The sequence below is a fragment of the uncultured Cloacibacillus sp. genome (genome assembly GCF_963926575.1).
Lineage (GTDB): Bacteria > Synergistota > Synergistia > Synergistales > Synergistaceae > Caccocola > Caccocola faecigallinarum.
Genome location: NZ_CAWUXW010000003.1, coordinates 275745 through 301336, shown reverse-complemented (window position 1 = coordinate 301336; position 25592 = coordinate 275745). Strand labels below are relative to the sequence as shown.

The window sequence follows — 25592 nt, the reverse complement described above, 5'->3', positions numbered from 1 at the left end:
TTAAGGAAATTTTCAGCGCGCGGCGCCGCATACGAAGAGCAAATAAAAATCTGGAGGAATACACAATGACCGACAAACCAAGAGTAAGATTCGCGCCGAGCCCCACGGGATCGCTGCACATCGGCGGCGCGCACACGGCCCTCTTCAACTGGCTGTACGCGCGCAGGAACGGAGGCTCGTTCATACTCCGCATAGAAGACACGGACATGGAGCGCTCGACGAAGGAATACGAGCAGAGCATCCTCGACGGCATGCGCTGGATGGGGCTCGACTGGGACGAAGGTCCCGACAAGGGCGGCGACTTCGGCCCCTACCGCCAGTCGGAGCGTATGCACCTCTATAAGAAATATATGCAGCAGCTTCTCGACGAGGGCAAGGCCTACGAGAAGGACGGCGCAGTATTCTTCAAGGTCGTCCCCGGCAAAGAGCTGAAATTCCGCGACGAGGTCTACGGCAACCTCGACTTCAAGAGCGAGAACGCCTCCGTCAACCAAGACGGCACAATAAAGGACATCGTCATAATGAAGCGCGACGGCATGCCCACCTACAACTACGCCGTCGTCATCGACGACTACACGATGGGCATCAACATGGTCATCCGCGGCGAGGACCACATCATCAACACGCCGAAGCAGCTCCTCATCTACGACGCGCTCGGCTTCGAAGCGCCGGGCTTCGCGCACCTTCCGATGATTCTCGGCAAGGACAAGAAAAAACTCTCGAAGCGCCAGGGCGCGACGAGCGTCTTTGAATACAACGACATGGGCTACCTGCCCGACGGCGTCTTCAACTTCCTCGCGCTCCTCGGCTGGTCGCCGAAGAACGGACAGGAGATCTTCTCGCGAGAGGAGGCCGTCGAGATGTTCGACATCTCCGCCGTCACGCGCAAGGCCGCCGTCCTCGACATGGACAAGCTCAACCACATCAACCAGGAGCAGATGAAGATAATGGACCCGATGAAGCTCCTCGCCGTCATCCGTCCTTTCTGGGTCGAGATGGGCTTCGACCTCTCGGGCCTCAGCGACGAGTACCTCGCCTCCTCGCTCCACACAATGGGCGGACGCGGGCAGACGACGAAGCAGCTCGCCGAATACAGCGACTACTTCGTGACCTTCGACGTCGTCAAGGAACGCTACGACGCCTCCGAGATAAAGGACGAGACGCGCGCCGTCGTCAAGAAATTCTACAACGCGCTGCTCACGGACTGCGCCGAGTGGAAGGCGGACAAGATGGAAGAATTCACGAAAGAGTGGATAGCCGCCAACGACAGCTCGATGAAGGTAGTCTGCATGCCTCTGCGCTGGGCGCTCACGGGGCGCAAGGTCAGCCCCGGCGTATTCGAGGTCGCGGAGCAGCTCGGACGCGGCGAGTGCCGCCGCAGGCTCGAATACTACAATTTAGTCTAGCGGACGCCGCGAAGGGAGCCGGCATAAAGCCATGACGGACAAGACAACGCGCGAATCATTCGGAAGCCGCATCGGCTTCGTCATCGCCGCGGCCGGCTCCGCAGTCGGCCTCGGCAACCTCTGGAAATTCCCCTACCTCGCGGGGATGAACGGCGGCGCGGCCTTCCTCTTCATCTACATCGTCATCATCCTCTGCATAGGCGTGACGGCGATGATGTGCGAAGTCGTCGTAGGGCGCATGGGCGGCCTCAACGCCGCGGACTCCTTCGAAAAGCTCGGAGGCAGACGCTGGAAGCCCGTCGGCTGGTCCGGCATCGCCTGCGCCTTCATCATCCTCTCGTACTACGCTGTCATAGGCGGCTGGATAATCCGCTACATGATCCACTCCTTCACGGGGCTCATCGAGCTCGCCGCGCAGGGCAAAAGCGCCGAGGTCTTCAGCGTATTCGTCTCAAACAGCGGCGAGGTCGTATTCTATCAGGCGCTCTTCATGGTCATCACCGCGGCGCTCGTCCTGCTCGGAGTCAAAAACGGCATAGAGAAGAGCTGCAAAATAATGATGCCGATGCTCTTCATAGCGATGCTAGTCCTCATCGTCCGCGCGGTAACTCTGCCGGGCGCGATGAAGGGAATCGAGTTCTACCTCTATCCGGACTTCTCCAAAGTAACGGCGCAGACCGTGCTCGCCGCGCTCGGACAGGGCTTCTTCTCGCTCTCGCTCGGCGCGGGCGCGATACTCATCTACGGCAGCTACCTGCCGAAGACGGCGAATATCATAAAATCCGTGCGGCAGATATGCCTCATCGACACGTCAGTGGCGTTCCTCGCGGGGCTCATGGTGTTCCCCGCCGTATTCGCCTTCAACGCGCCGCCCGAAGCGGGCCCCGGACTCACCTTCATCACGCTGCCGGGGCTCTTCGCGCAGATGCCCGGCGGAATGATATTCTCCGCGATATTCTTCCTGCTCTTCTTCCTCGCGGCGCTCACCTCGTCGATATCGCTGCTCGAAGCGCCGACCGGATACCTCATAGACCACGGCGTCAAGCGCACGCACGCGACGCTCATCATGGCCCTGCTGATATTCCTCGTCGGCCTGCCCTCCGCCATATCGCTTGCGGGCGGCCTGAAAATCGGCAGCCGCGACTTCATCGACGCCGCCGGATACCTAACCGACAGCATCATGATGCCGCTCGCCTCGATGCTCTGCTGCATCTTCGCGGGCTGGAGCCTCAAAGACGAGAAGCTGAAAGCCGAGCTCACCAACAACGGCACGATAAACTTCCCCACCTACGGCCTCTGGAAAATCATGATGAAGGTCATAGCCCCCGCCGCAATACTCTGCATCTTCGCGACCGGGCTGAAATGGTAGAGACGGACGCACGAAGTCAATAAGCAAAAACCTCAAAGGCCAGCTGAACCGCAGCCGGCCTTTATCGTTATCGGCGGATAGCCAAATATAGAGCGTTGAGTATATAATGAGTACAGGCAACAAAAAAGGGTTCTCGGAAAATCCGAAAACCCTTGGTATTTCTGGTGGAGCTGAGGCGATTTGAACGCCCGACCCCTTCCGTGCGAGCGGGATAAATGGTGAAAATCTATGCAACAAGATGAAACCCATTACAACGCTTTTTTCTGTAATATCAACATTTTTCAAAATTAGTCAATTTCTTTTTGTTGCATAATTTTTCCCTTTGTTTTATAACTATCTGCATACGCTCAGCATACGCGTTTTTGAAAGGAGTATAAAAATGCCTGAACGCTTCACCAACTCTTTTGTATCACAGTTACAAATTAAGGATAAGCGCTACATTGTCTTTGATTCGATCGTGCAAGGGTTATTCGTCTCAGTGCTACCTTCTGGCCGTAAGACCTTTAATATACAATACACATGTGAAAGTTCAGACGGAACATCAAAACGCAATAGCATGAAAATTGGAGATGCCTCTGTTCTTTCCGTTACACAAGCGAGGGAAAAGGCAAAAGACCTGTTAGCGCAGGCTACTTTAGGCGCGAATATAGATAAAAGGGCGCGCCGTAAGGAAAATCCATTACTATCTGACATCGTTGAAGAATATAAAAAGGTATGGGCTCCTCTGCATTCCGGAAGACAACAAGCATTAGAAAGGATGACGGTCAATTTCAGCGAGTTTATGGACTTGCCGATATCGGAGCTAAGACTTATCGATATTGAGACTTGGCGTGTAAATCTCTTAGAGAAAAACAAGGCGAGCGATGAGCTTCAGCATGAGACAGACATATCCTCTGTCCCGCAGCAGCGCACGAATACGAACGACGCCAGACAGTTGATAAGGCATACACAAAAGGCAATAAAACGTAATACCATCAATCGTTACATGAGTCAGTTGCAAGCAATGCTGAATTGGGCGGCAGAAAGGGAAATCATCCCAAGCAACCCAATAGCAGGATTAAAAAAATTACGCGAAACAGATTCTCTTGAGGTTACAAGATATCTCTCGGATGATGAGAGGCAACGCCTTTATGACGCGCTGGATGCTAGAGAGGAAGAATTGCGCGCCGCAAGACGACGCTCACGTATGCACCAAAACCGACGTTATTTGCCTGACTTGGATAAAGTTTACTTTGCAGACCATTTGAAACCGATGGTATTGACAGCTATTAATACTGGCATACGCCGCAATGCATTATTTTCTCTTCGTTGGGAGGATATAGATTTAGGCACAAGGAGCATTCTTCTTAAAGCAAAAAATGCGAAAAGCCAAAAAAGCCTTATCATACCAATAAACGACGTTGTGTTTAACACGCTCAGCCATTGGAAACAGCAGACACAGCCCAGCACGCCGCATGGCCTCGTGTTTCCGAATCCAGAGACAGGTAAAAAGTTCGACACACTCAAAAAAGCATGGGCCGAGCTGTTGATAAAAGCAGATATAAAAAATTTTCGGTGGCATGATATGCGCCATGACTTCGCATCTAGGCTGGTTATGAATGGTATAGACCTGAATACCGTTCGCGAACTGCTGGGACATTCGAACCTAACCATGACGATGAGGTATGCGCACTTAGCTCCGGAACGTAAGAAAGCGGCTGTGAACTCTCTACGATGAGGACACTCTTTGAGACTGAGGTGTATAAAATAAATATTCACGCAAATTTTAAGAGACGTCCCTGTGAGGTGCAGGGACAAGTAAAAGGCGCTGATATTTAGATTTCCACTACGGTAGTTTATTCAAAGGCTTTGTTTCATATTTATCCCTATACACATGTATGTGTAGCTATAATATGCTAAGATAATACGTAAGATAATAAGTAAGTCGAGGACTGAGGAGCCGATCATGGAAAAGCACAAGCCTCCATACAGAATAACGGACGTGATGCTGACCATGACAGCCTCTATTTCAGAGAAGCTTGGACGAATAAGCGTGCTGCATAACTTGGAATCTCAGCCGCACCTCAGGAAGAACAACAGAATCCGTTCCATCCATTCGTCGCTGAAGATCGAGGCGAACTCTCTGTCTCTGGGACAGGTACGCGAGGTTATTGCTGGGCGCAACGTTATCGGAGATAGAAAAGAAATTCAGGAAGTGAAGAACGCCTATGCCGCGTATGGAATGTTGAACGAAATCAATCCATACAGAATAGCCGACCTTCTTAGACTGCACGAGGTGATGACGCAGTACACAGTAGATGAATCCGGTACTTTCCGTAAAGGAGAGGAAGGCGTGTTCAACGGGGATCGCTGCATCTTCATGGCCCCTCCCGCGCGGCTCGTCCCTCAGCTCGTGGAAAATCTGTTCGGATGGATGAACGAGGCGCGTAAGACAGTACACCCGCTGATATTGTCATCTATATTCCACTATGAATTCGTCTTCATCCACCCATTCACGGACGGAAACGGCAGAATGGCAAGATTATGGCACACAGCTATCCTCGCACAATGGAAGCCTGTCTTTGCGTACATTCCGCTGGAGAATCAAATCGAGAAATTTCAGAAAGATTACTACCGCGCTATTGCGGAATGTCACAAAGCCGGGAATTCTGATTTATTCATTGAGTTTATGCTGGAACAGACAGACCGCCTCTTAGACGAAATCTCCGTAACGGCGGGCGAAGATGAGATAACCTCTGAATACGTGAAGAAACTCCTCTCCGTCATGGAGTACGGCGTGCCTTATACCGCCTCTGCAATAATGGAGAAGCTGAATCTCAAATCCAAAGAGACCTTTCGCAAACACTACATAAACCCGGCCATAGCCCTTGGCATGGTCGAGATGACCGTACCGGACAGGCCGACTAGCCGGAATCAGAGATACGTCAAGAAGTTGCTGACACATGAACAATAAACGCATATCGCACAGAAACGCACGGTTCGTGCGTTTAATACTAACAACAGTGCGTTATTAACGAAGGCTGCAATTTTGTGTTTCCCGGCAGAGCAGCATTTTCAAGATCAAAATATTCTTTGTGTCAGTAATCCACCTTGTTGGCGCACAGAATAATGCCTACCTGCCGGTTGTCCATATTGCTGGTCGATTCCAACCGCAGTAATGAACATACATCCTCGATGGATAAACTTAAAACTATTGTCGTATTATGAAAATCTCCATAACATCCGCCAAAGTCGCAGCTATGAATTCTGCTCTATGCTATATATTTGGGCGGATCTGCTTTAAAGCTATGTAAGAAATATAAATGTCCAGGATTCACCCCATCATCTTTTATCATTTATGTAATTATAACTTAGCGATTCTTGTAAGTTATGCAGGCATATCAGGCTAGCCAAAATTTAACCCGGCTAAATTTTTCACACGAATAATCATGCTATATGTTTTATAAAATATGCTATTTGCTTATAATGTGATTCAAAGCATTTCATACTCTGCCCACGTCAGCACGGGCTTTTGCCGGGAGGATTCATCATGAGGGTAAAGCGCACAGAACAGCAGGCTTACGAAGAAAGGGAAGAGCGTCTCAAGAGGCGGCTTGCGAAGATACCGTATACCGATATGCTGGACACCGTTCAGGCCGCCATTTACATCAATATGTCGAAAAGCTGGCTTGAAAAAGGGCGTATGAATAAGCGCGAAAAACTAGACGCACACAGGAAGTACTGTCCAACGCCCAAGTACATAACACTTCCCAACGGATATATAAGATACATGAAGTCAGACCTTGAAGAGTGGAAACGCATATACGGCAAACGGATGGATTGTGAGTTATGACGCTGCTTCATAGGCTTGAGAATGGGGATTATAAGGACGGACCGTTTTGTCGTTGCAGTAATCCTGTCAATGTCGATTTCTATGAGACGATTCGTTGTTACATTGGTGAAATAAGAGGAGCTAGAGACCGCGGCTACGGATGGGGGCAAATAAGTGCGGCTCTGCGCGACGAGCTTGCTGATAACGGCAGATGGCGTCCTGAGTGGACTTATCTCGACTTGGCAGAATATTTCAGCCTTCTCGTAAAAAATACATGTGACTGCGCTGCGTCTTGCCGCAGGCACAGACGGCGATAAACAGCTAATTTTCAACTGGGCCGATTTTTGTCATGGCAAAAACCAACATAGTCAATTTTCAGCTGGGTTTATTTCAGGCCATGTTAAAACTTAGCTGAGGCAGAAATTACCAAGGGAAAGGTGGACGGCTGTTGTGGACAGCTTCGTGAATAAGTCGGTGTATAACTGGATTCGTCGCATATTACCCAGCTTAATTTTAGCTTTAGCAGGGCTAATTTTTGACCCCGAACTTGTATTTAATAACTTGTATTATAAAAACCTAACGCGCGCGCGAGGGACGCCCAGTAATGGGCTGTGGACAACTCTCGAAATATATAAATTTTAGCACTGCTAAATTTTGTCCGTGTTCGTTTTTAGCTCAGCTTGCAATCAACCGAGTTAATATTTGCCACACCGACGTTACGCAGAACCAAAATTGTGGATAGGAAGTACGGATAAAGAATTGGACTGGATACAAAACTTCAGAAAACAAGAGATTAAGACAAGACTGGTTATCTGAGTTTCGGTGCAATATGTATTCGCAAAAATCAAAATTGAGAAAGATTCTGCCGTAACATTCAACGAATTGCCGCTTGATTGCTTTGCAACCAGCACATGTGTCCCATACTCTTGAAAAGCTGTGCTCTCAGCTTGTGAAAGCCTATTCTAATGGAAAGCCAGAACGCACGGTAATAAGTGAATTTGGGTTACTGGAACTGGACAACGCAAGGTTGGATTATGCCGTTTTGCGCAACGATATGAAATACCTAACACTATACCCAAAGGTAGATATTTACATGAATGAAGTGCTGCGATAGTGTATGGTATATAGTAGTCGGTTTTTTCTGTCCTGAATAATATATCTAATAATAGATTGTTGATTTTCAATATATTTTTTATATTTTTACTTGATTCTAATAATATAATTGTTATACGACAACTATATTGCTATAATTTATCTGGGCGGTGAAGAATATGGATGATATTATTCTCGAAACGCAGGATCTGACTTGGCTGAGCTGGAGCCTTACGCGCACATCGTCCGGGACTGCCGGCACGTTTCTTAAATCTTATTCAGCCGAGGACGGCCGGAAAATCTACTATAAACTGTCGGACTGCGACATGAGCGCCGGCATCGTCGGGCACGAATGCATCAACGAGCTGATTGCGGACAGGCTGCTGACGCTGCTCGAAATTCCGCACCTTAGATACAAACTGATACACGCAGACATACGTGTGGGAGACAAAATCTTTAACACTTGGCTGACCGCTTCGCTGGATTTCAAACGTCCTGGTGAGGATAAGATCCCGCTGGAAACGTATTACAGGAACAACGCCTATCAGGGTGAGGCTGTATTAGATTTTTGTGTACGTATGGGCTGGTGCAGGAATATATGGGAAATGCTGGTATGCGACTTTCTTATTTTAAACAGAGACCGTCATGGAGCCAATATAGAGGTTCTGCGCAACCGCAGAAATGGGAGAATACGGCTCGCCCCGCTTTTCGACAATGGGCTATCGCTTGTATTCAGTTGTAAAGACAGGGAAACGCTGGATAAATTCGACGCACTTGCGGATAAGCGCGTACAGTCGTTTATCGGAGGAAATTCGGCGATACGTAATCTTGGACTCATACCTCCAGAAGAGATGCTTGAATTACCGGAATATAGCAAACTGAGCAGGGAAGAATTATTTGCCGGTCTGGACGGCGCGATCGACAAAGCCTGGCTCGATAAGATATGGGATATGATATCAGGGAGGTGGAAGATGTATGAAGATATTCGCAGTCAAAGACGAAGCGGGAATCTGTAAGACTCCGCTCATGTGGCTCATATACTCTCCGGCCGGCAAGATGTTCTTCATAGAGCTGCCGGACGAAGTTGACCCGCTGAATATCCCCATGCCTCTGGACAGTTTGTACAAAAGGGGGATACGCACCGTAGGTTCTGAAGAAAGCATGCAATGGGTCAGGCTCAGAATAGTCCCGCCGGATAGACAGAATATCGCGCAGATATTGGCTGACCTTAAGCTGCAAGCGTACGATGAATTCAAGTTGTTGGAATATACAAAAGGCCGATGCTCGCACGACGACTATTACATCGCACATACCTCAGAGTCGAAGCTTCCGGCGAACCTCCGAAAACGGCTGGCAAAACGCGTCCGCGACATCATGCCGATGGACGACTGCCGCCTTGCCGTGTTCTTCCAAAATGGAGAGACGAAAGTATGCGACCTGCATTGGATTCTTGCAAAGCCGGAGTTCCGTTCTATTGCCAGAGGCAGCGTCTTCAGCGCCTTGTCCGTTCTGCACGACGGTTACGGCATCGGTTGGGGAACTGGGGAAACAGAGATATTGTACGGAGATTTATATTCTTCGGGAATAAGCATACCACTGTCTTACGAAGACGTCGTAGGATTCATACGCGACAGGATTCTCGATACAGCAGGCGCGGCGAAGCTATTGGCATGCAGCCCTCAAAACGTCAACGCACTGCGCAAACGCGGCAAACTTAATCCAATCGTGGAAAAGGACAAGTACAGTCTATACCTAAGGTCTGACATAGAGCAAATACGACCGTCATAGTAATGTCATATTGCCATCTGTAATTACAGTACGCTGTCCTATAGAAAATACTAAGGATTATGACTATTATCGAACAAGGCGGATGTCTCATGATGTTGCTTAAGTTTATACTGGCTGCAAATACTTTTATGGAATGGAATGGGTTCTAGCGAAGTTTTTTGCTCAGTTGAATTTCCGATTCGGCACAAACTGTAGAAAGATAGTGCTGTAGCGAAAAGTTTTGCAGGCGGGCGTTATTCTTTTTTGCGTTTTTCTTTTTCTTCTGCAACGTTGAAGGGATAGAGTGTGTAATAGGTGCGTATCCCGTCTTCTTTACGGCGAGAGACATACCCATACTCAATAAGCCGGTTTATTGATGCCTTAATTGAAGAAATGGGAAAGCCGAATCTGCGGTTTATCTCTGAGTATGAAGGCCAACACACCCCTGTTTTATAATTCTGATACAGACACAGAACTGCAAAGAGCTTGAAATCGCTGTAGCTTAGCCTTGGATCGAGTATAACTGTTCCAGCGATACGAGCCTGTCTCCCCGAGTAATCAGCACGTGCCATCTCTTCCTCGAAGGTGAATTCATGCTTGACGTGTCTGCGCCGTTTTTTCTGAATATCGGACGGTTCGTTCTCAGAAGCATCAATAGAATAAGGCTTCGTCTCATTTTCTGTTGTGTTATCGTCAACCTGCACTAGAAATCTAAGTGCAGGCGAATCCTTAAAGCTCTTTCTCATCTGCCAGTACCTCGTCGGCAAAAGCTTTATAGTCGAGAGCAGCTGTCGAATACGGTTTATAGCTTATAACGTCGGTACGGTTGATTTGCGCCTCCTTTACGGCGATACACTCTGAAATAGCGGTGTTAAATATTTTGGTTTCAAAGCTTTCCGCTATCTTGTGTAGTAGAGCTTTTATCTCACGGCCTAATACTGTGCGACGATTGTATCTGACAAGAAGAATCCCGCTTATCTTCAGCGTTGGATTACAGTATTCCTTTACCGCAGTTATTGTCTCAGAGAGCATATCAAGCCCTTGTATAGAAAATAAATCCGCCTGACATGGAATTATAACCTCGTCGGCAGCTGTGTAGGCGTTGATGCTTGCCAGGCCAAGAGCAGGAGGCGTATCTATGAGGATGAAATCGTAGCCGTTTTTTACTTTCCGCAGAGCTTTGGCAAGGCGTACCTGATTGCCAGCCTTGTTTCCTAAATCTATCTCAATAGCCGAAAGCATATTTGACGCGGGGATAAGGTCTATCCGTTCCGAAACTCTGCATATGCACTGTTCTGCCCCCTTTTTATTGAGAAGTATATCGTATGAAGATGCAGAGACCGATGACGGATCAAAATAGCAGCTCGTTAGGTTACACTGCTGATCCAAATCAACAATCAGCACCCTTTGCCTAAGAGCGGCCAATGCGGCTGCCAGCGTTTGAATTGTAGACGTTTTGCCGACGCCCCCCTTTTGATTGCCTGCTGCAATAATTCTTGCGTCCATGTCTAATTTCCCAAACGGTTAACAAAATATCTGCAATGCACGATTAACACCGCTAATCTTCAGAAATAAGATCTTTGACGGCAAGCCCCGTCTTCTTACTGATTTTATCCAGCATCTTAAGGCTGGGATTTTTTACGCCGCGCAGCAGCTCTGAATAGAACATCTCGGATATGCCTATTTTTCTTGCCGCTTGTGCGCCGGAAATATCCTTACGCCTCTGCCATTCCGCCAGCAAATGACGATTAAATCCCAACGACTCCACCTCCAAGTTTTTTATAAATATTATAAGCATAGGGCTTACTTAGTCAATATAAATAGGATATAATATAAGCTAACAGCTTCTTGTTTGTGCGAGCTGAAATTCATATAGTAAGGACATGAGAAAGACGTTTGCGGAACTACTGAGAAAATACAGGGGAGACAGGACGCAGGGGGAAATGGCGGCTTTTTTCGATATCACGCCGATGTATTACAGCGAGCTTGAGCGCGGAAAGAAAAAGCCGTCGATGAACCTGTTCCTGCAAATCGTCCAAAAAGCCGACGTCGACGCTTCATTCTGGCTTCCGATGCTCCAAGACTATTCCGAGGGTGAAGAACACGAGAGAAACTTACCGCAAAAGATACCGGCAAGCTCTGTCCCAAAAGATTTGAGCCGATATTCTGTACCTGAGATTATAGTGCTGATTTCAGAGCTTCGGGTTTATCTTACAAACTTGAACCACAATATGCTAGCCGAACCAGACAGGCGTTTGCTATCCGATTCCCTAGCCGCCTGTCAGCGAACTATGTCTGAGGATGATAACGAATTCGGGAGAGCGATTGGCTGATACTTAGCAGTCAAATCCAGCTCCCCCGTAAAACGGCATATTAAATATCCATTATTCGTTCATCTAAAAGGAACTGTTCTATCCCGACATAAAGAATTCCGTTATCGTCGTGCCACGGGAGAATATCGTCTCTTACAACTACGATTTTTCTAAAAGAGTCAGGTACTCTCATCAGAGAGTTTATCTCCTGTTTTCTCTTTTCCTCGCTGTCTATTAAGAAGGCCGACTGGATATAATACCGCCGGCTTCCATTATTTGCTACAAAATCTACCTCCAGCTGCGTCCGTACTTTTTTACCTTTTTCATCCAGGTGGTTGTACTCTACAACTCCGACATCGACGTCGAACTCCCTTGCTGCCAGCTCGTTGAATATCACGTTTTCCATAATATGATTTTCTTCCTGCTGCCTAAAGTTCAAGCGCGCGTTGCGCAGACCGACGTCCGTGAAGTAGTATTTCATCAAACTGTTTATGTAACGCTTGCCCTTTATGTCATAGCGCTGAGCCTTTCTCATAATAAAGGCGTCGATAAAGAAATCAAGATACTTGCTTATGGTATTCGAGCTGATCTGCGTGTGCTTTACGCTTTTGAAGGTATTCGACAACTTCGTCGGGTTGGTTAACGAGCCGACTGAAGACGAGACGACATTGAGCAGGTCTTCTAATACGGATTGATCGTTTGCTATTCTGTTATGCTCCAGCACGTCCGTCACATAAGTTTTAGCAAAGAGGTCCTTCAAGTATTTGCTCTTTTCCTCGTGGCTCTTTTGGGAGAGAATCAACGGCATTCCGCCGTAAGTGTAATATTCCCTCCATGCGTGTCGTTTATCCCCTTCAAACGCGGAATAGAACTCGCCGTATGTAAGAGGACTGACACGTATCTCGTCTCCCCGTCCCCGAAATTCAGTCATTATGTCCGACGAAAGCATACGAGAATTGCTTCCGGTGACATATATATCTGCGTTCCGTATTTTCATAAGTCCAAGTAGGACATCTACGAAACCGATCCTAGCGGACTTGTCGTTGATATATGGATTAGGGATGCTTACGGTCATCTGTATCTCGTCGATAAATATGTAATACCTTTGAGACGAGTCTTTTACCTTGCTTCTTATATAAGCGTCCAGCTCCATCGGGTTACGATAGCGTGCGTTCATCGCCTCGTCCAAAGCAAGCTCGATAATATGTACGTCGTCTATCCCGACGGAATTCAGATATTCGTGATATAGGTTAAAAAGCAGAAACGACTTGCCGCAGCGCCGGATGCCGGTGATGATTTTTATCAGCCCGTTATCCTTTTTCGCAATCAGCTTCTGTAAGTATCTGTCCCTTTTAATTATCATAAGACATACCTCGAAAAATTTTTGCGGTTATCCGCATTTTCTCTTCGAGATAAGTATATGGCAGCCGATGTACAGAGTCAACGATAGCACGAAAAATTTTTGCGGATAGACGCAATTTTTATTTGTAAAATATACCCCGACAAACAAGAATCCGTTAATCAGCAAACGGCTTCTGAAAAATTACATGGCTCCCAAAAGTACGGTAGACTTAACGATAAAGTATTATATCATTTCAATCAGGCAAGCTAGCGGCATAGATTTCCAGAGGTACATGTCGGCTTATAATGGTATAAAACATACAGAATCCATATTTTTACCCTTTCTCCTCCTCATCATGGCTGACATTATCTTCCCCGCTGCCTTTTATTTTCCGTCTTCGCACACCGCTTGCCGAGCTTGTCTCCTCATAATATTTCCGCAGGTCGTTAGGCCGATAATTCATCGTTTTATCAGAGGCATTCCTTATCACCGCCGCAATATCGGCGAAATCCCAGCCTTTTGCGAGCAGAGTCCGTATAGTCCCTCTAAGCTGCTCTACCGCTTCTTTACGGCTGAATTTCTCCTTTTGCGGTTTCTCCATCGTGCCGAGCGAATCCTTCACCTTTTCTATCTGTTCCCTTGCAATCATCTTCGTCATACAGTTACCTCCGTATCGACTTTTGTTCTGTATCATGTATAGTAATATCTATTCTTTTGCTTGACAATGGCCGAATATAAAATTATATTACATGACATAAACTAGACACACAGAAATACAACAAATATGCGGATGTGTGTCTGAAGACTCGGACAAGCCGGGAAGTGGGTTACAAAACTACTTCCGTAGTTTTGTAACCACTTCCTGCGAACACTCGGCGCTGCGCTTCTCGTGTATCGGGCTTGGCGCTGCGCGCAGCAGCGGAGGGGATCAGTCGTGAGAAGAAAAACAGACACAGAGCGGCTCAGCGAGATTATCAACATAAGGTGTACTCCGTCTATGAAACGCGCTCTTGAAGAAGCCGCCTGCCTCTCCAACCTTACTGTCAGGGAAATCATACGCAGAAAGCTGCGAGGCATCAGAATACCGAACCGAGACTACGCCGTATTCATCGCCGAGCTGCGCGCGCTGCGGCGCGAGGCGGCACGTCAGGGCGGGCTTATAAAACACCTGTACAACGTAAATCCTGTCTCGCCGGAAGAAAGCGCCGCCGCTCTCAACAAGCAGACGGATACTTTATTCAGAATCAGCCTCTTCATCGAACGCCTCGAGAAGGAAATGGAAAGGGGCGAGAAAAAATGATCGCTGTCGTCGGAGAGCGCAGAAATGACGGGAATAGCAGCTTCCGTGACCTAATCAGTTACATAGCGGCGTCGGATAATGCAGAGAAAACGCTTTACACAAACAGCCGAGGCTTCGACTTCAAGATAAACAACGCCGCGGAAATAGCAAAAGAGATGGAGTATACGGCGGCTCTCAATAAACGAGTAAAAGACGCGGTGTTTCATGGAATACTTTCTTTCCGCGAAGGAGAAGAGCCGAGCGCGGAACAGATAGACGAGGCGGTAAACATCTACCTTGCAGAGATGGGACTGGAGGACTGCCAGTGTTTCTACGGCGCTCACCGCAACACACAGAATCTACATATCCACCTATGCGTGAACCGCGTAGACCCCGTTTCGCTGAAAGCAATAGACCCGGCAGGCGGACTCTGGAAGAAGGCGGACGAGAGAGCCGCCCGCAGGATAGAGCTGGCCCAGGGATGGGAGATAGAAAGAAGCGGAGTTTTCTACGAGGTCGTCGACGGAGAGATATACGAACGCACTTCCAAACGCCGGATTACATCGCTTAGCGGTAAAGCTAAAGACTTTGAGAACGCGGCCTCGACAAAAAGCGCAGAGCGCGTAGCGCGTGAAAGATGCGCGGCGATACTCTTCGGCGCACAGTCGTGGCAAGAAGTCCACGAGTCGCTTGCAGAAAATGGGTGCCGTATCGAACGGAAAGGTTCGGGCGCGGTGCTTTTCGTCGGAGATATCCCGGTAAAGCTCTCGCGCGTGAGTCAGAGCCTTTCTATGAAGAAAATGGAATCAAGGCTCGGAGCGTTCGAGGCGGCAAGCCGCAAAGCCTCGGCGCAGCGTGAAAATGAATCAAACCGGTCATGTACCGAGCCTATGACCGAAGAGACTGCGAACAGGAAATACCTGGAGGAACGCAGCGCCTTCTACAAAGCGAGACAAGGCGCGCGCCGCGCGCTCAATTCCCTCTTCGATAAAGAACAGAAAGAACTGCGCGAAAAACACAGACGGGAACGCAAAGAGCTATTCGAATCGCGTGCTTCGTGGCGAGGAGCCGGAGCGGAACTGAACGCACTGCGAAGCGTCCTAGCGTGGCGTCAGATGACGGAACGCGAAGAATGGGCGAAAAGCAAGCAAATCAGAAGAAAAGAACTCAGAAAACAACAGAAGCAGACATTCCCTTCTTATAAAGAATGGCTCGCGGCCAACGAAGACGAACGGAGCGCGATGCGCTGGCGTTACCGGTCGAGCGCCGCAGGAACAATTTCAGGAGAAGGAGAAGCGAAAGACTACTGCCGCGTGCCAATCAAGTACCGGACATGCATAAAAGAACGCTGGGACGGCGGCCTGAGCGCTCTCTTATATTACAACGGCAGCAAAGACGAGGCAGAACAGGCTCAGTTTGCAGACCTTGGAAAGCGGATCGACGTAATGAACTGGAGAAACGAAGAGACGCTGAAAGACGCGCTTAAACTCGCCGCGCAAAAATGGGGCGGAGGACTTACTGTCAACGGAAGCGACTGCTATAAGGCTCTTTGCGTCAGAGTCGCCGTTGAAAACGGAATAGCGTTATCCAACCCTGAATTACAGGAGATGATCCGCATAGAAAAAGAAGAACAGGCAAAACGCAGCACCAATGACCGCCATATATGGGGAGCGAGAATGAGAGGCTTAGGAGCCGCGTTCAAAGCATACGACGAGGCCATAGGCGCGGAGAGATACCGCGTCACTGCGATGTACGAAGGAAACGACGGCAAACGCCGCGCATTCATTCTCGACAAAGAACCGGGCATGGAGTCGGTAGGATTTACGAAAGAAGAAATCGAGGAGAGGATGTCCGAAATAGACGTACTGGATCGTAAAGGCAGGAATCTCTATTACACGCCTATCAGCGGCGACATGCACCACATACTTGTAGACGACCTTACAAAAGAGAAGCTAGAACTGCTTCTCAAGGACGGTTATTCTCCAGCCGTCATACTGGAAAGCAGCCCAGGCAACTACCAGGCGGTACTGAACGTCCCCAAACTTCACTGCGGGTTCGACAGAGAGACTGCGAACAGGCTGATGCGCGAACTCAACGAAAAGTACGGCGACCCGAAGATAAGGGCGGCGGTGCACCCGCACAGGATTCCGGGAACGCACAACAACAAAGCAAAACACAGAAGGCCAGACGGGACGTTTCCTGAAGTAAAACTCATATCGGCAAGAAAACAGATATGCGCCAAAGCGCTGGAACACAGCCGCTCGCTGGCGCAAGCGATAGAAAAGGAAATAAAAGAAGCCGAGGCAGCCAAAAGAAATGCGATGTACAAGCCTAGAGAAAACGACAGGCGTTCCCTTTCACCATACGAGGCTTATATGTGCCACGCCGAGGACCTCATCGCACATTACGGGTCTATAAGCGACTGGAGCAGCTTAGACGCCATGATTGCAGTACGGATGTACGTCACGGGCTATTCGGAAGCGGAAAGGGCGGACGCAATCGCTCAAGGCGCGAAAGACATCCGTCCGCTGTCGGAGAAAGGCAAGCACCATTGGCCAAGCTACGGCGCGAGGACGGCGAAGTACCCAGAAACGCCGGCGGGACAGTCCGAGGCCAGAAAGATAGAACACAAGAGGAACGCATGGCTGTCGCTGGAACGGCGATACGACGGAGGCAGAAAGCAGACTGAAGAAAGCGCATCCCGTATGCACCGCTGATATTCAGCCAAACTACGACATGAAAGAGAGACGCTGAACATGGCCTACCAACACAGCGAAAAACTGGCGAAAGTACAAGAGCTGCTCGCGCGCACGATAGACGGCGTGTCTTCGTCGCCCGAGCGGTGGAGCGGATTTCTGTCTACAGCCGGAGCGAAATTCTACAAATACAACTTCGCAGACCAGGCGCTTATATTCGCCCAGAGGCCGGATGCTACGGCGTGTGCATCGTTTTCGCTGTGGAACAGGCTGGAACGTTACGTAAAGCGAGGAAGTACCGGCATAGCCTTGCTTGAAGAGGACGGCGGAACGCAGAAGCTGCGGTATGTCTTCGACGTCTCCGATACCGGAGGCCGCAGCGCCTTCCCGCGGCTCTGGTTGTGCGGAGAGGAATTCCGTGAAACTGCGGCAAAAGCAATATCGGAAGCCTACGGGAGCGACGCGAAAGACATCGGACGGCTTGTCGGAACGGCTGCCCTCTCGCTGGCCTACGATTACCTCAACGACGCAGGAGTGGATTCAAACGAGCTTCTCTCCCTCGCCGCAAACAGCGCTAGCATCGCGGTCCTTTCAAGGATGGGATTGACGGAGGAAGCTCTGCCCGACGTGCGGGTTATAGAAACCATCGAATATGACGATATCATACTTCTCGGAAACGCTTCCAACTACGCCGCGGGAGAGATACTGCGCACAGTAGAACGGGCGATTTTGAACGAACACAGAGAAAGGAGAAAACTCAATGCAGCAAGAAACGAAGACAGAAAACGGGATAACCTACGTGAAACGGAGAGATTACTGGATACCGGAGCTGGAAATACCGGAACAGAAGGCGGCGGGACGCTTCGGAAGAATGAGGCTGAAGTTCATACGCGAGAACAGGAAAGCTCTTTACGACGGTCTGATATGCCGCTGCGAGCTGAACTCGTATCTGAGCCGGATCGACGAGGAAGCGGAAGAAATGGTGAGCCGTCTGGAGAAAGAGCTTCTAGAGAAGAACCCCGCGCCGGACAAGGCAAAGGATCAGATGGGCTGGACGGCGCACATGAACATGATACGGGAACAAGCGACGGAGTTGACTACGGCAGAGCTGATTTACAACTAGAAGATGAACCGGAACTTGAGCTTTCGCCGGAACCTCTTCCGGCGAAAGCCAGAACTCGCGGTGAGAGTGTTAGGCAGCTGTCGCTCTTCCCAACCGAGGAAGAACAGATTGAAGAAATAGAATCCCGGCAGTCGGACATATCCAGGATAAAGACTTCAGGAGGCAAGAAGCTTACGCCGAATGAGATACTGGATATCCGGCATATCCTGCTTGCCGACGAGACGCTTTTATCGCAAAAATACCTGGTATACAAGAATTTGACGCGCGAGCCGAACGCTGCTGTCGTGTCGAACTGGCTGCGCGACATACATAAAAACACTGTGCCGTCGTGGATTACTCTACCTGACGGCGACGGACAGAAAAAAGCGTTTACCACATACGACATCAAGGGAATAAGGATCGCAATACAAGACGCAACTTCGCGAAGCAGCGAGATAAAGATATCGTGGACGCAGGCCCGCGTTGTATTGCTTGACCTTATACATGAAAGAAAATTCATCAGCGAAGAAGAACTGTCTGTGAGGGCTGGGCATCCCGTCTCTTCACTTCCACAGATTCCACAAAAAGATATAGACAGAATAATAATGCCGCCTTCCAGTTCGGAATACAGCAAAAACGTTGTATACGAAATAGTCTCGGAAAATAAGGGCGGAGACCTTACATACGACTCGATATTCGTAAAAAACAGCTATACGCCCCACGCTGCGCTGCAATATCATTTCCGCGACGGAACAGTTGGGCGCGTCGAAGCGGGCGACGACGGCGTTTACATAGAAAAACCGGGACACGCGCCGTTATTTGTCTCCGTGCGGCAAGCGTATGAGCGGATAGCTGAATTTGTCGCAGACGGTACATATTACGAAAAATATTACGAAGACAACCGGCTGCTCACTCATGAAGCGGCAGACGCCATACTCTGTATAGGCCCGGCTTCTGCGTGGGGCAAAAAAGAAATCTGCGACATACTAAATTCGGAATTGGATAGCGAGACGAAGCTGTCTGCCCTCAAAAACTGCTATCCCGTAGGCGCGCAGGATACGCTGCTGTCACGCGATAACACGCACGAAGCTGTCTGTATATATTACGACGAAGACGGGATGAGAATACATGTCTACGACATGGAAAACGTCAGCGAAAGAGGCGTCAGAAACGTCGAATATGCTTTTCTCAGTTGGGAAGAGGCCAAAGAACATATAGAAAAGCTCATAGCCGAAGACAAGTATCTGTCTGGTACAGGGCCCGACTTCGTTCACAACGAGACTCTTGTTGTGAACGAAGAGGAAATACGTGCGTTTCTGCGCGGAGGCACCGGGTTCCCGGGAGCGAAAAACCGCATCGCGGGAGCCTACGTTTCCGGCGGGCGCGAGGCGATGGAAAAGGCGCTTTTTACGGAATACGAGGGTGCACGATACGGCTTTGATACGCGCGACGACGGCGGCGCAAGGATATACAACTCCATCAACATCAACAAAGTTGACGGAATGCGCTATGAAAAGACAAAAAACGGTGCATGGAACGCCCCTTCTGCTCAAAGGCTAACGCTTATAGACGGCGGCAGAATCAGCGATATTCTTGAAGACCTTATACAACGCGGAACGTATCTCGACGAAAAAGACCGCAGCCTGGCGGAAGACGTCGTTGCAGGCGGAAGACAAATCACTGAAGCCGATGTCGCCGAGATATGCCGTGCGGATCATATTTCCACCAGAGAAAAAATCTTTAACGCATTTCAAAAGACTCCGACTTCATCCGAAAGACAGAAGGCTTTGAAGGCGATATACGGGCAAAGCGGGCATACGTTCGTTTATCCCTCTGGCCTATGGGGATTTGTCAGTTACGACGGCAGAAACGTCAGCGTAGAAAAAGCCGATGTAAAAGCCTCATTTTCATATGCAGAAGTCGCAAAAGTAATAGCTGGAGAAATAGAAAAAGGAACATATATAACACGAGAAGAACGCGAAGCTGTACAAGAGCGCTACGTCGAGAGCGAGGAACCCGATGTTCCGGCGCGCAATGAAAATAATCCGGAAACTCCGCATATTCCGCTGGACTACCGGATAACGGACGAGAATATCGGCGTCGGAACGCCGAAAGAACGGTACGCAAACAACATCGCCGCAATCAAGCTGCTGAAAGGACTTGAAGCGTCCGGGCGCGCGGCCTCAGCCGAAGAGCAGGAAACCCTCGCGAAGTACGTAGGCTGGGGCGGATTATCCGGCGTGTTCGACGATCGTGATTCCGGCTGGGACACAGAGTATCACGAGCTTCTGGGACTGCTTTCAGAGGATGAATACCGTTCGGCACGCGCCTCCACGCTCACGTCGTACTATACGCCTCCTGTCGTGACGAAGGCCCTGTACTCGACACTCGAACGCATGGGATTCACCGGAGGCAACGTATTGGAGCCGGCTATGGGGATAGGCCATTTCTTTGGGACGATGCCGGATAACATGCGTAAAAATTCAAGGCTTTACGGCGTCGAACTGGATTCACTCACCGGCAGAATCGCCAAGCAGCTTTACCAGAGCGCAGCCGTAAGTCTCTGCGGATATGAAGATACCGACTACCCTGACAATTTCTTTGACGCCGCGATCGGCAACGTGCCTTTCGGGCAGTACAAAGTCGCCGATAAAAGATATGCCAAGCTTAACTACAGCATCCATGATTACTTCTTCGCAAAAACGCTGGACAAGGTGCGTCCGGGAGGCGTCGTCGCCTTTATCACGTCGCGCTACACGATGGACAAGGAAAACCCGTCAGTACGGAGATATATCGCACAACGGGCGGAACTGCTCGGCGCGGTGAGGCTGCCCGACACCGTATTTAAGCGCGCGGCTGGAACGGATGCAGTTTCGGATATCCTTATCTTCCAGAAGAGGGAGCGCCTTATGGACGTCGAACCGGAATGGATATTCACTGGCAAGACGGACGACGGCATTCCTATAAATGAATACTATCTCAAGCATCCGGAAATGATATGCGGGAAGATAGAACTGGCTAGCTCCGCATACGGTCCCGTGCCGACGTGCAGCGCAAGAGAAGATGGGTCGCTTGATGAACTGCTCAATTCTGCGCTGTCTCATATAGAAGGACGAGTAATGGAAGGCTCTATCGTACTCGACGAGGACGAAGAAAGGGCGCTTGAAACGATACCGGCCGATCCGAACGTCAGGAATTTCAGCTATACAATCGTAGGCGGCGAAGTATACTACCGCGAAAACGCCGTTATGTATAAACCAGAAAAGGCCGTAGGGACGAGGGCTGAACGAATAAAGGGGCTCGTCGCGCTGCGCGACTGTACGCGCGAGCTTATAGACTACCAGCTTTACGGATACTCCGACGAGGATATAGAGGCCAAGCAGCGCGAGCTGCGGCAGATATACGACGGTTATACGCGTAAATACGGAATCATAAACAGCCGCGGCAACGCACAGGCTTTCGAGGCCGACTCCGGTTATTTCCTTTTATGTTCTCTTGAAGTACTGGACTCCGAAGGCAATCTTAAGGGGCTGGCCGACATGTTCACGAAGAGGACCATCGGATTCAAGGCGGTGCCGGATAAGGTAGATACGGCGGTCGAGGCTTTGGCTGTCTCAATATCGGAGAGAGCCTGCGTCGACGTCCCTTATATGAGCGGCCTTACAGGAAAGAGCGAAGATGAAATAGTCGCGGATTTGCGCGGCGTCATATTCAAAAATCCCGCGAAGTCGGCGCAAGGCGAGGGCGTTTACGAGAACAGCGACGAGTATCTCTCGGGCGACGTGGTGCAGAAACTTGCCTTCGCGCGCATGGCGGAAGAGGCTAGTCCAGGCAAATATTCCGACAACATTGCCGCGCTTGAAAAGGTCCAGCCCGAAAAACTCACCGCCGCCGACATCGACGTGCGTCTCGGCAGCACATGGGTGGACGCAAAGTACGTGCGGGATTTCATCGTGGAACTGCTTGAACCACGCGCGTATTTTGTGGAGAGGGAGCTTAAGGTCTCCTATTCCAAATATACAGCAGAATGGCGTATAGACGGTAAAAACCGAGACGCAGGCAACGTAATGGCGACGCAGACATACGGCACTGCGCGAGCAAACGCCTACAGGCTTATAGAGGACGCGCTCAACGGACGGACGACTACAGTCTACGATACGGAGACACTGCCCGACGGCAAGGAGACGCGCGAGGTAAACAAGCAAGAGACGGCTATCGCGCAGCAGAAACAGCAGACTATAAAAGATAAGTTCAAAGACTGGATTTTCGGCGACATGGCGCGGCGCGAGGTGCTTGTCGAAAAATACAACAGCATCTTCAACACGACGAGGCCGAGAGAATACGACGGCTCGCATATCACATTTTCCGGCATGAACCCGGAGATACGGCTGACGAAGCACCAGCGGGACGCGATAGCGAGGATACTTTACGGCCCTAACACGCTGCTCGCCCACGTCGTCGGAGCCGGGAAGACATTTGAGATGGTTGCCTCCGCGATGGAAAGCAAGCGGCTCGGCCTGTGCCGCAAGAGCATGATAGTCGTTCCGAACCATCTCACTGAACAGACGGCATCTGAGTTTATGAAGTTATACCCCGCCGCGAATATACTCGTGACGACGAAGCGCGACTTTGAGACGAAAAACCGCAAGACCTTCTGCGCGAGGATCGCGACGGGGGAATATGACGCTGTAATTATAGGTTTCTCGCAGTTTGAAAAAATCCCGGTGAGCGAAGAGCGTCAGGAACGGTACATCCAGCAGCAGATAGACGACATCGTTTTCGGCATAGATGATATGAAACAAAGCGACGCGCCGCGTTACTCGGTGAAGCGTCTCGAAAAAATGAAAATCTCTCTCGAAGCAAAGCTCAAAAGTCTGCACGATCGTATGGACGCGAGAAAAGACGACGTCATTACTTTTGAGGAGCTTGGGGTGGACAGGCTTTATATAGACGAAGCGCACAACTTCAAAAATCTTATGGTTTACACCAAGATGCAGAACGTAGCCGGGATATCCACGAGCGACGCTCAGAAGAGCAACGACTTATATCTCAAGTGCCGTTATATAGACGAGATAACGGGCGGGACTGGGATAATATTCGCGACCGGCACGCCGGTCAGCAACAGTATGGTAGAGCTTTACACGATGCAGCGCTATCTCCAGCTTAATGAGCTCGAGAAACACGGGCTTACGCATTTTGACGCTTGGGCCTCCACTTTCGGGGAAACGATCACATCTATAGAGCTTTCACCGGAGGGCAACGGCTATCGTGCGCGGACGCGTTTCTCTAAATTTTTCAACCTTCCGGAATTGATGGCCATGTTCCGCGAAGTGGCAGATATAAAGACCGCCGATCTTCTGAATCTGCCGGTGCCGGAGGCGCACTTCGAAAACGTGGCCGTCCCACCCACCGGCGAGCAGTTGAAAATGATAGAAAAGCTCGCGGAACGGGCCGAAGACGTCAGGAACAAGCGCGTCGAGCCGTGGCAGGACAACATGCTTAAAATCACCTCAGACGGCAGGAAGATAGGCCTCGACCAGAGGCTCATGGACAGCGGACTCGACGACGACCCTGACAGCAAGGTCAACGCCTGCGTCCGCAACGTTCTTCGGATATGGGAAGAGACGAAAGAGCAGAAGTCCACGCAGCTCATATTCTGCGACTTTTCCACGCCGTCCAGGGAATTCAATTTATACGACGATATCAAAGCCAAGCTGATAAAGGCCGGAGTGCCCGAGAACGAAATAGCTTTTATCCACGACGCGAATACAGAGGTAAAAAAGGCGGCTCTGTTTTCAAAGGTGCGCGCGGGCAGCGTCCGCGTCCTTATGGGAAGCACGCAGAAGATGGGAGCCGGGACTAACGTGCAGGAGCGGCTCGTAGCCTCGCACGATTTAGATTGCCCGTGGCGGCCCGCGGATCTCGAACAGCGCGCGGGACGCATAATCCGTCAGGGAAACCGCAATAAAGAGGTCTATATCTACAGGTACGTCACTGAGCGTACGTTCGATGCATACTTGTATCAAACAATCGAAAACAAACAGAAATTCATCGCACAGATAATGACGAGCAAGAATCCTCTGCGCAGCTGCGGGGACGTGGACGAGTCGGTTCTGCAATACGCCGAGGTCAAAGCGCTTTGTGCCGGAGACCCGAGGATAAAAGAAAAAATGGATTTGGACGTTCAGGTGGGACGGCTTCGGATGCTTAAGTCGGCCTATCAAAACAATAGGTATGACCTTGAGCACAAGGTCGCCGTAGCTATTCCCAAAGAGCTCGCTGAGTGCAGGGACGTCGTTGAGAAGCTCAAGGGAGACGCCGAGCATCTGACACATAATACGCACGACGATAACGAAGAGAAATTCTCGCCTATGAGCTCGACTCTTTTCAACAAGGTATGCACGACGAGAAAGTCAGCGGGCGAAACCATCCTTATGGCGAAAGAACTTGCCAAGCAGGACGAGCCCATTCATATCGGAGAATATAGAGGTTTTGCTATGTACCTCACTTACCGCACTTTCGGCGGCGAATATGTCCTTACGCTTCACCGCGAAGGCGGCCTGCAGCACCACGTCACGCTCGGCAGCGACGCGGTCGGCTGCGTTACCCGCGTAAACAACGCGCTGAACGAAATACCGAAAACGCTCGAAGTCGAGCAAATGCGGCTTGAAGAACTGAACCGCAAGCTCGAAGGATATTCCAAGGAGTTGGGTAAGCCGTTTGCATACGAGGCTGAGCTTGAGGAAAAATCCAAACGACTGAACGAGCTTGATACGCTTCTCAACCTCGACGGTGCGAGATGCGGAAAACACGAGGATATCGCGATTCCGCAGCCTGTGGCTGAAGAGGCTTCTGACGACGCGTTTTTATCCAACGACTTTCCATGCCGCATAGAGCTGGACGGCGAGGTCTTTGGCTCAGCGTCGCAGGCGTATCTCTATTTCATGTGCAAAGAACAGGACGACCGCGAAAAGGTGCTCGCAGCCGCGTCTCCTTCGGAGGCACAGGCCGCTGTCGTAGGCGCGCCGGTGCGCGACGGGTGGTATTTTTCGGGGAGCCTGGACGCGATGAAAGACGTCGTAGAAGCAAAATTTACGCAGAATCCTGAGCTTGCGGCGAAACTCGCCGCATCGGACGACAGCGCGCTCACGTACAAAAACGGAGGACAGGGCAAATTCTGGAGCGTCGACGCGAACACCGGGGAGGGAGAGAACCATCTTGGCAAGATACTGATGCTGGTCAAGGAACACATCGCTGGTTTAAGGAATCTTAACGGCAAAGCGGCAGCCCGCGCGCTGGAAGAGTCCGCAAAACACACACTGCCGCTCACAGCGGACGAGCGCGTCATGTCAACAGCCGTTTCGGTGAGATGCAGGTAACGAAAATGAAATATATTTTTGTATAGAAGGAGATACT

At 50.1% G+C, this 25592-nt stretch carries 17 protein-coding genes; 12 read left to right on the top strand and 5 right to left on the bottom strand.

Annotation, left to right across the window (positions count from 1 at the left end; all coding sequences use genetic code 11):
* Positions 1–65: 65 nt before the first annotated feature.
* From ABGT66_RS06470 to ABGT66_RS06440, 7 genes are all read left to right on the top strand, one after another.
* Positions 66–1406, top strand: a complete 1341-nt coding sequence (locus ABGT66_RS06470; RefSeq protein WP_346689622.1) for a glutamate--tRNA ligase family protein — start codon at positions 66–68, stop codon at positions 1404–1406.
* Positions 1407–1437: 31 nt separating this feature from the next.
* Positions 1438–2775 (top strand): sodium-dependent transporter, encoded by a 1338-nt coding sequence (locus ABGT66_RS06465; RefSeq protein WP_346689621.1) that lies wholly within the window; start codon positions 1438–1440, stop codon positions 2773–2775.
* Between the two features lie 379 nt (positions 2776–3154).
* On the top strand, positions 3155–4492 hold the full coding sequence (locus ABGT66_RS06460; RefSeq protein ID WP_346689619.1) for a tyrosine-type recombinase/integrase: 1338 nt from the start codon (positions 3155–3157) through the stop codon (positions 4490–4492).
* A gap of 228 nt (positions 4493–4720) precedes the next feature.
* Positions 4721–5728, top strand: a complete 1008-nt coding sequence (locus ABGT66_RS06455; protein WP_346689618.1) for a Fic family protein — start codon at positions 4721–4723, stop codon at positions 5726–5728.
* A 576-nt stretch (positions 5729–6304) separates the two neighbouring features.
* The gene (locus ABGT66_RS06450) at positions 6305–6607 is read left to right on the top strand and encodes a hypothetical protein (protein ID WP_346689617.1); all 303 of its coding nucleotides are present in this window, start codon (positions 6305–6307) and stop codon (positions 6605–6607) included.
* A 1250-nt stretch (positions 6608–7857) separates the two neighbouring features.
* Entirely contained in the window at positions 7858–8694 is an 837-nt protein-coding gene (locus ABGT66_RS06445) for a hypothetical protein (protein ID WP_346689616.1), read from the top strand.
* On the top strand, positions 8654–9466 hold the full coding sequence (locus ABGT66_RS06440) for a hypothetical protein (RefSeq protein ID WP_346689615.1): 813 nt from the start codon (positions 8654–8656) through the stop codon (positions 9464–9466). Before ABGT66_RS06445 ends, ABGT66_RS06440 begins: the two co-directional genes overlap by 41 nt.
* A 233-nt stretch (positions 9467–9699) precedes the next feature.
* Here ABGT66_RS06440 and ABGT66_RS06435 read toward each other — a convergent pair whose 3' ends face one another.
* Genes ABGT66_RS06435 through ABGT66_RS06425 form a run of 3 tightly spaced genes read right to left on the bottom strand, consistent with a single transcriptional unit; the run spans position 9700 to position 11204 of the window.
* On the bottom strand, positions 9700–10191 hold the full coding sequence (locus ABGT66_RS06435; protein WP_346689613.1) for a helix-turn-helix domain-containing protein: 492 nt from the start codon (positions 10189–10191) through the stop codon (positions 9700–9702).
* Complete coding sequence (locus ABGT66_RS06430; protein ID WP_346689611.1) at positions 10175–10951, bottom strand: AAA family ATPase; 777 nt, start codon at positions 10949–10951, stop codon at positions 10175–10177. Before ABGT66_RS06430 ends, ABGT66_RS06435 begins: the two co-directional genes overlap by 17 nt.
* Positions 10952–11003: 52 nt before the next feature.
* A complete protein-coding gene (locus ABGT66_RS06425; protein ID WP_346689610.1) occupies positions 11004–11204 on the bottom strand; it encodes a helix-turn-helix transcriptional regulator in 201 nt (66 codons plus the stop codon).
* A 124-nt stretch (positions 11205–11328) separates the two neighbouring features.
* On the opposite strand from ABGT66_RS06425, the gene ABGT66_RS06420 reads away from it, so the two are divergent.
* Positions 11329–11778 (top strand): helix-turn-helix transcriptional regulator, encoded by a 450-nt coding sequence (locus ABGT66_RS06420; protein WP_346689608.1) that lies wholly within the window; start codon positions 11329–11331, stop codon positions 11776–11778.
* 40 nt (positions 11779–11818) lie between these two features.
* Here ABGT66_RS06420 and ABGT66_RS06415 read toward each other — a convergent pair whose 3' ends face one another.
* A complete protein-coding gene (locus ABGT66_RS06415) occupies positions 11819–13120 on the bottom strand; it encodes an ATP-binding protein (RefSeq protein WP_346689606.1) in 1302 nt (433 codons plus the stop codon).
* Positions 13121–13433: 313 nt separating this feature from the next.
* Positions 13434–13757: a hypothetical protein gene (locus tag ABGT66_RS06410; RefSeq protein WP_300260962.1), complete on the bottom strand. Its 324-nt coding sequence runs from the start codon at positions 13755–13757 to the stop codon at positions 13434–13436.
* Positions 13758–14033: 276 nt separating this feature from the next.
* On the opposite strand from ABGT66_RS06410, the gene ABGT66_RS06405 reads away from it, so the two are divergent.
* From ABGT66_RS06405 to ABGT66_RS06390, 4 genes are all read left to right on the top strand, one after another.
* Positions 14034–14399, top strand: a complete 366-nt coding sequence (locus ABGT66_RS06405; protein ID WP_346689605.1) for a hypothetical protein — start codon at positions 14034–14036, stop codon at positions 14397–14399.
* Positions 14396–17095 (top strand): TraI/MobA(P) family conjugative relaxase, encoded by a 2700-nt coding sequence (gene traI, locus ABGT66_RS06400; RefSeq protein WP_346689603.1) that lies wholly within the window; start codon positions 14396–14398, stop codon positions 17093–17095. Before ABGT66_RS06405 ends, traI begins: the two co-directional genes overlap by 4 nt.
* Positions 17096–17834: 739 nt before the next feature.
* Positions 17835–18197, top strand: coding sequence for a TnpV protein (locus ABGT66_RS06395; RefSeq protein WP_346689601.1), 363 nt, complete (start codon positions 17835–17837; stop codon positions 18195–18197).
* Between the two features lie 257 nt (positions 18198–18454).
* The gene (locus tag ABGT66_RS06390; RefSeq protein WP_346689599.1) at positions 18455–25555 is read left to right on the top strand and encodes an NADAR domain-containing protein; all 7101 of its coding nucleotides are present in this window, start codon (positions 18455–18457) and stop codon (positions 25553–25555) included.
* Positions 25556–25592 lie beyond the last annotated feature (37 nt).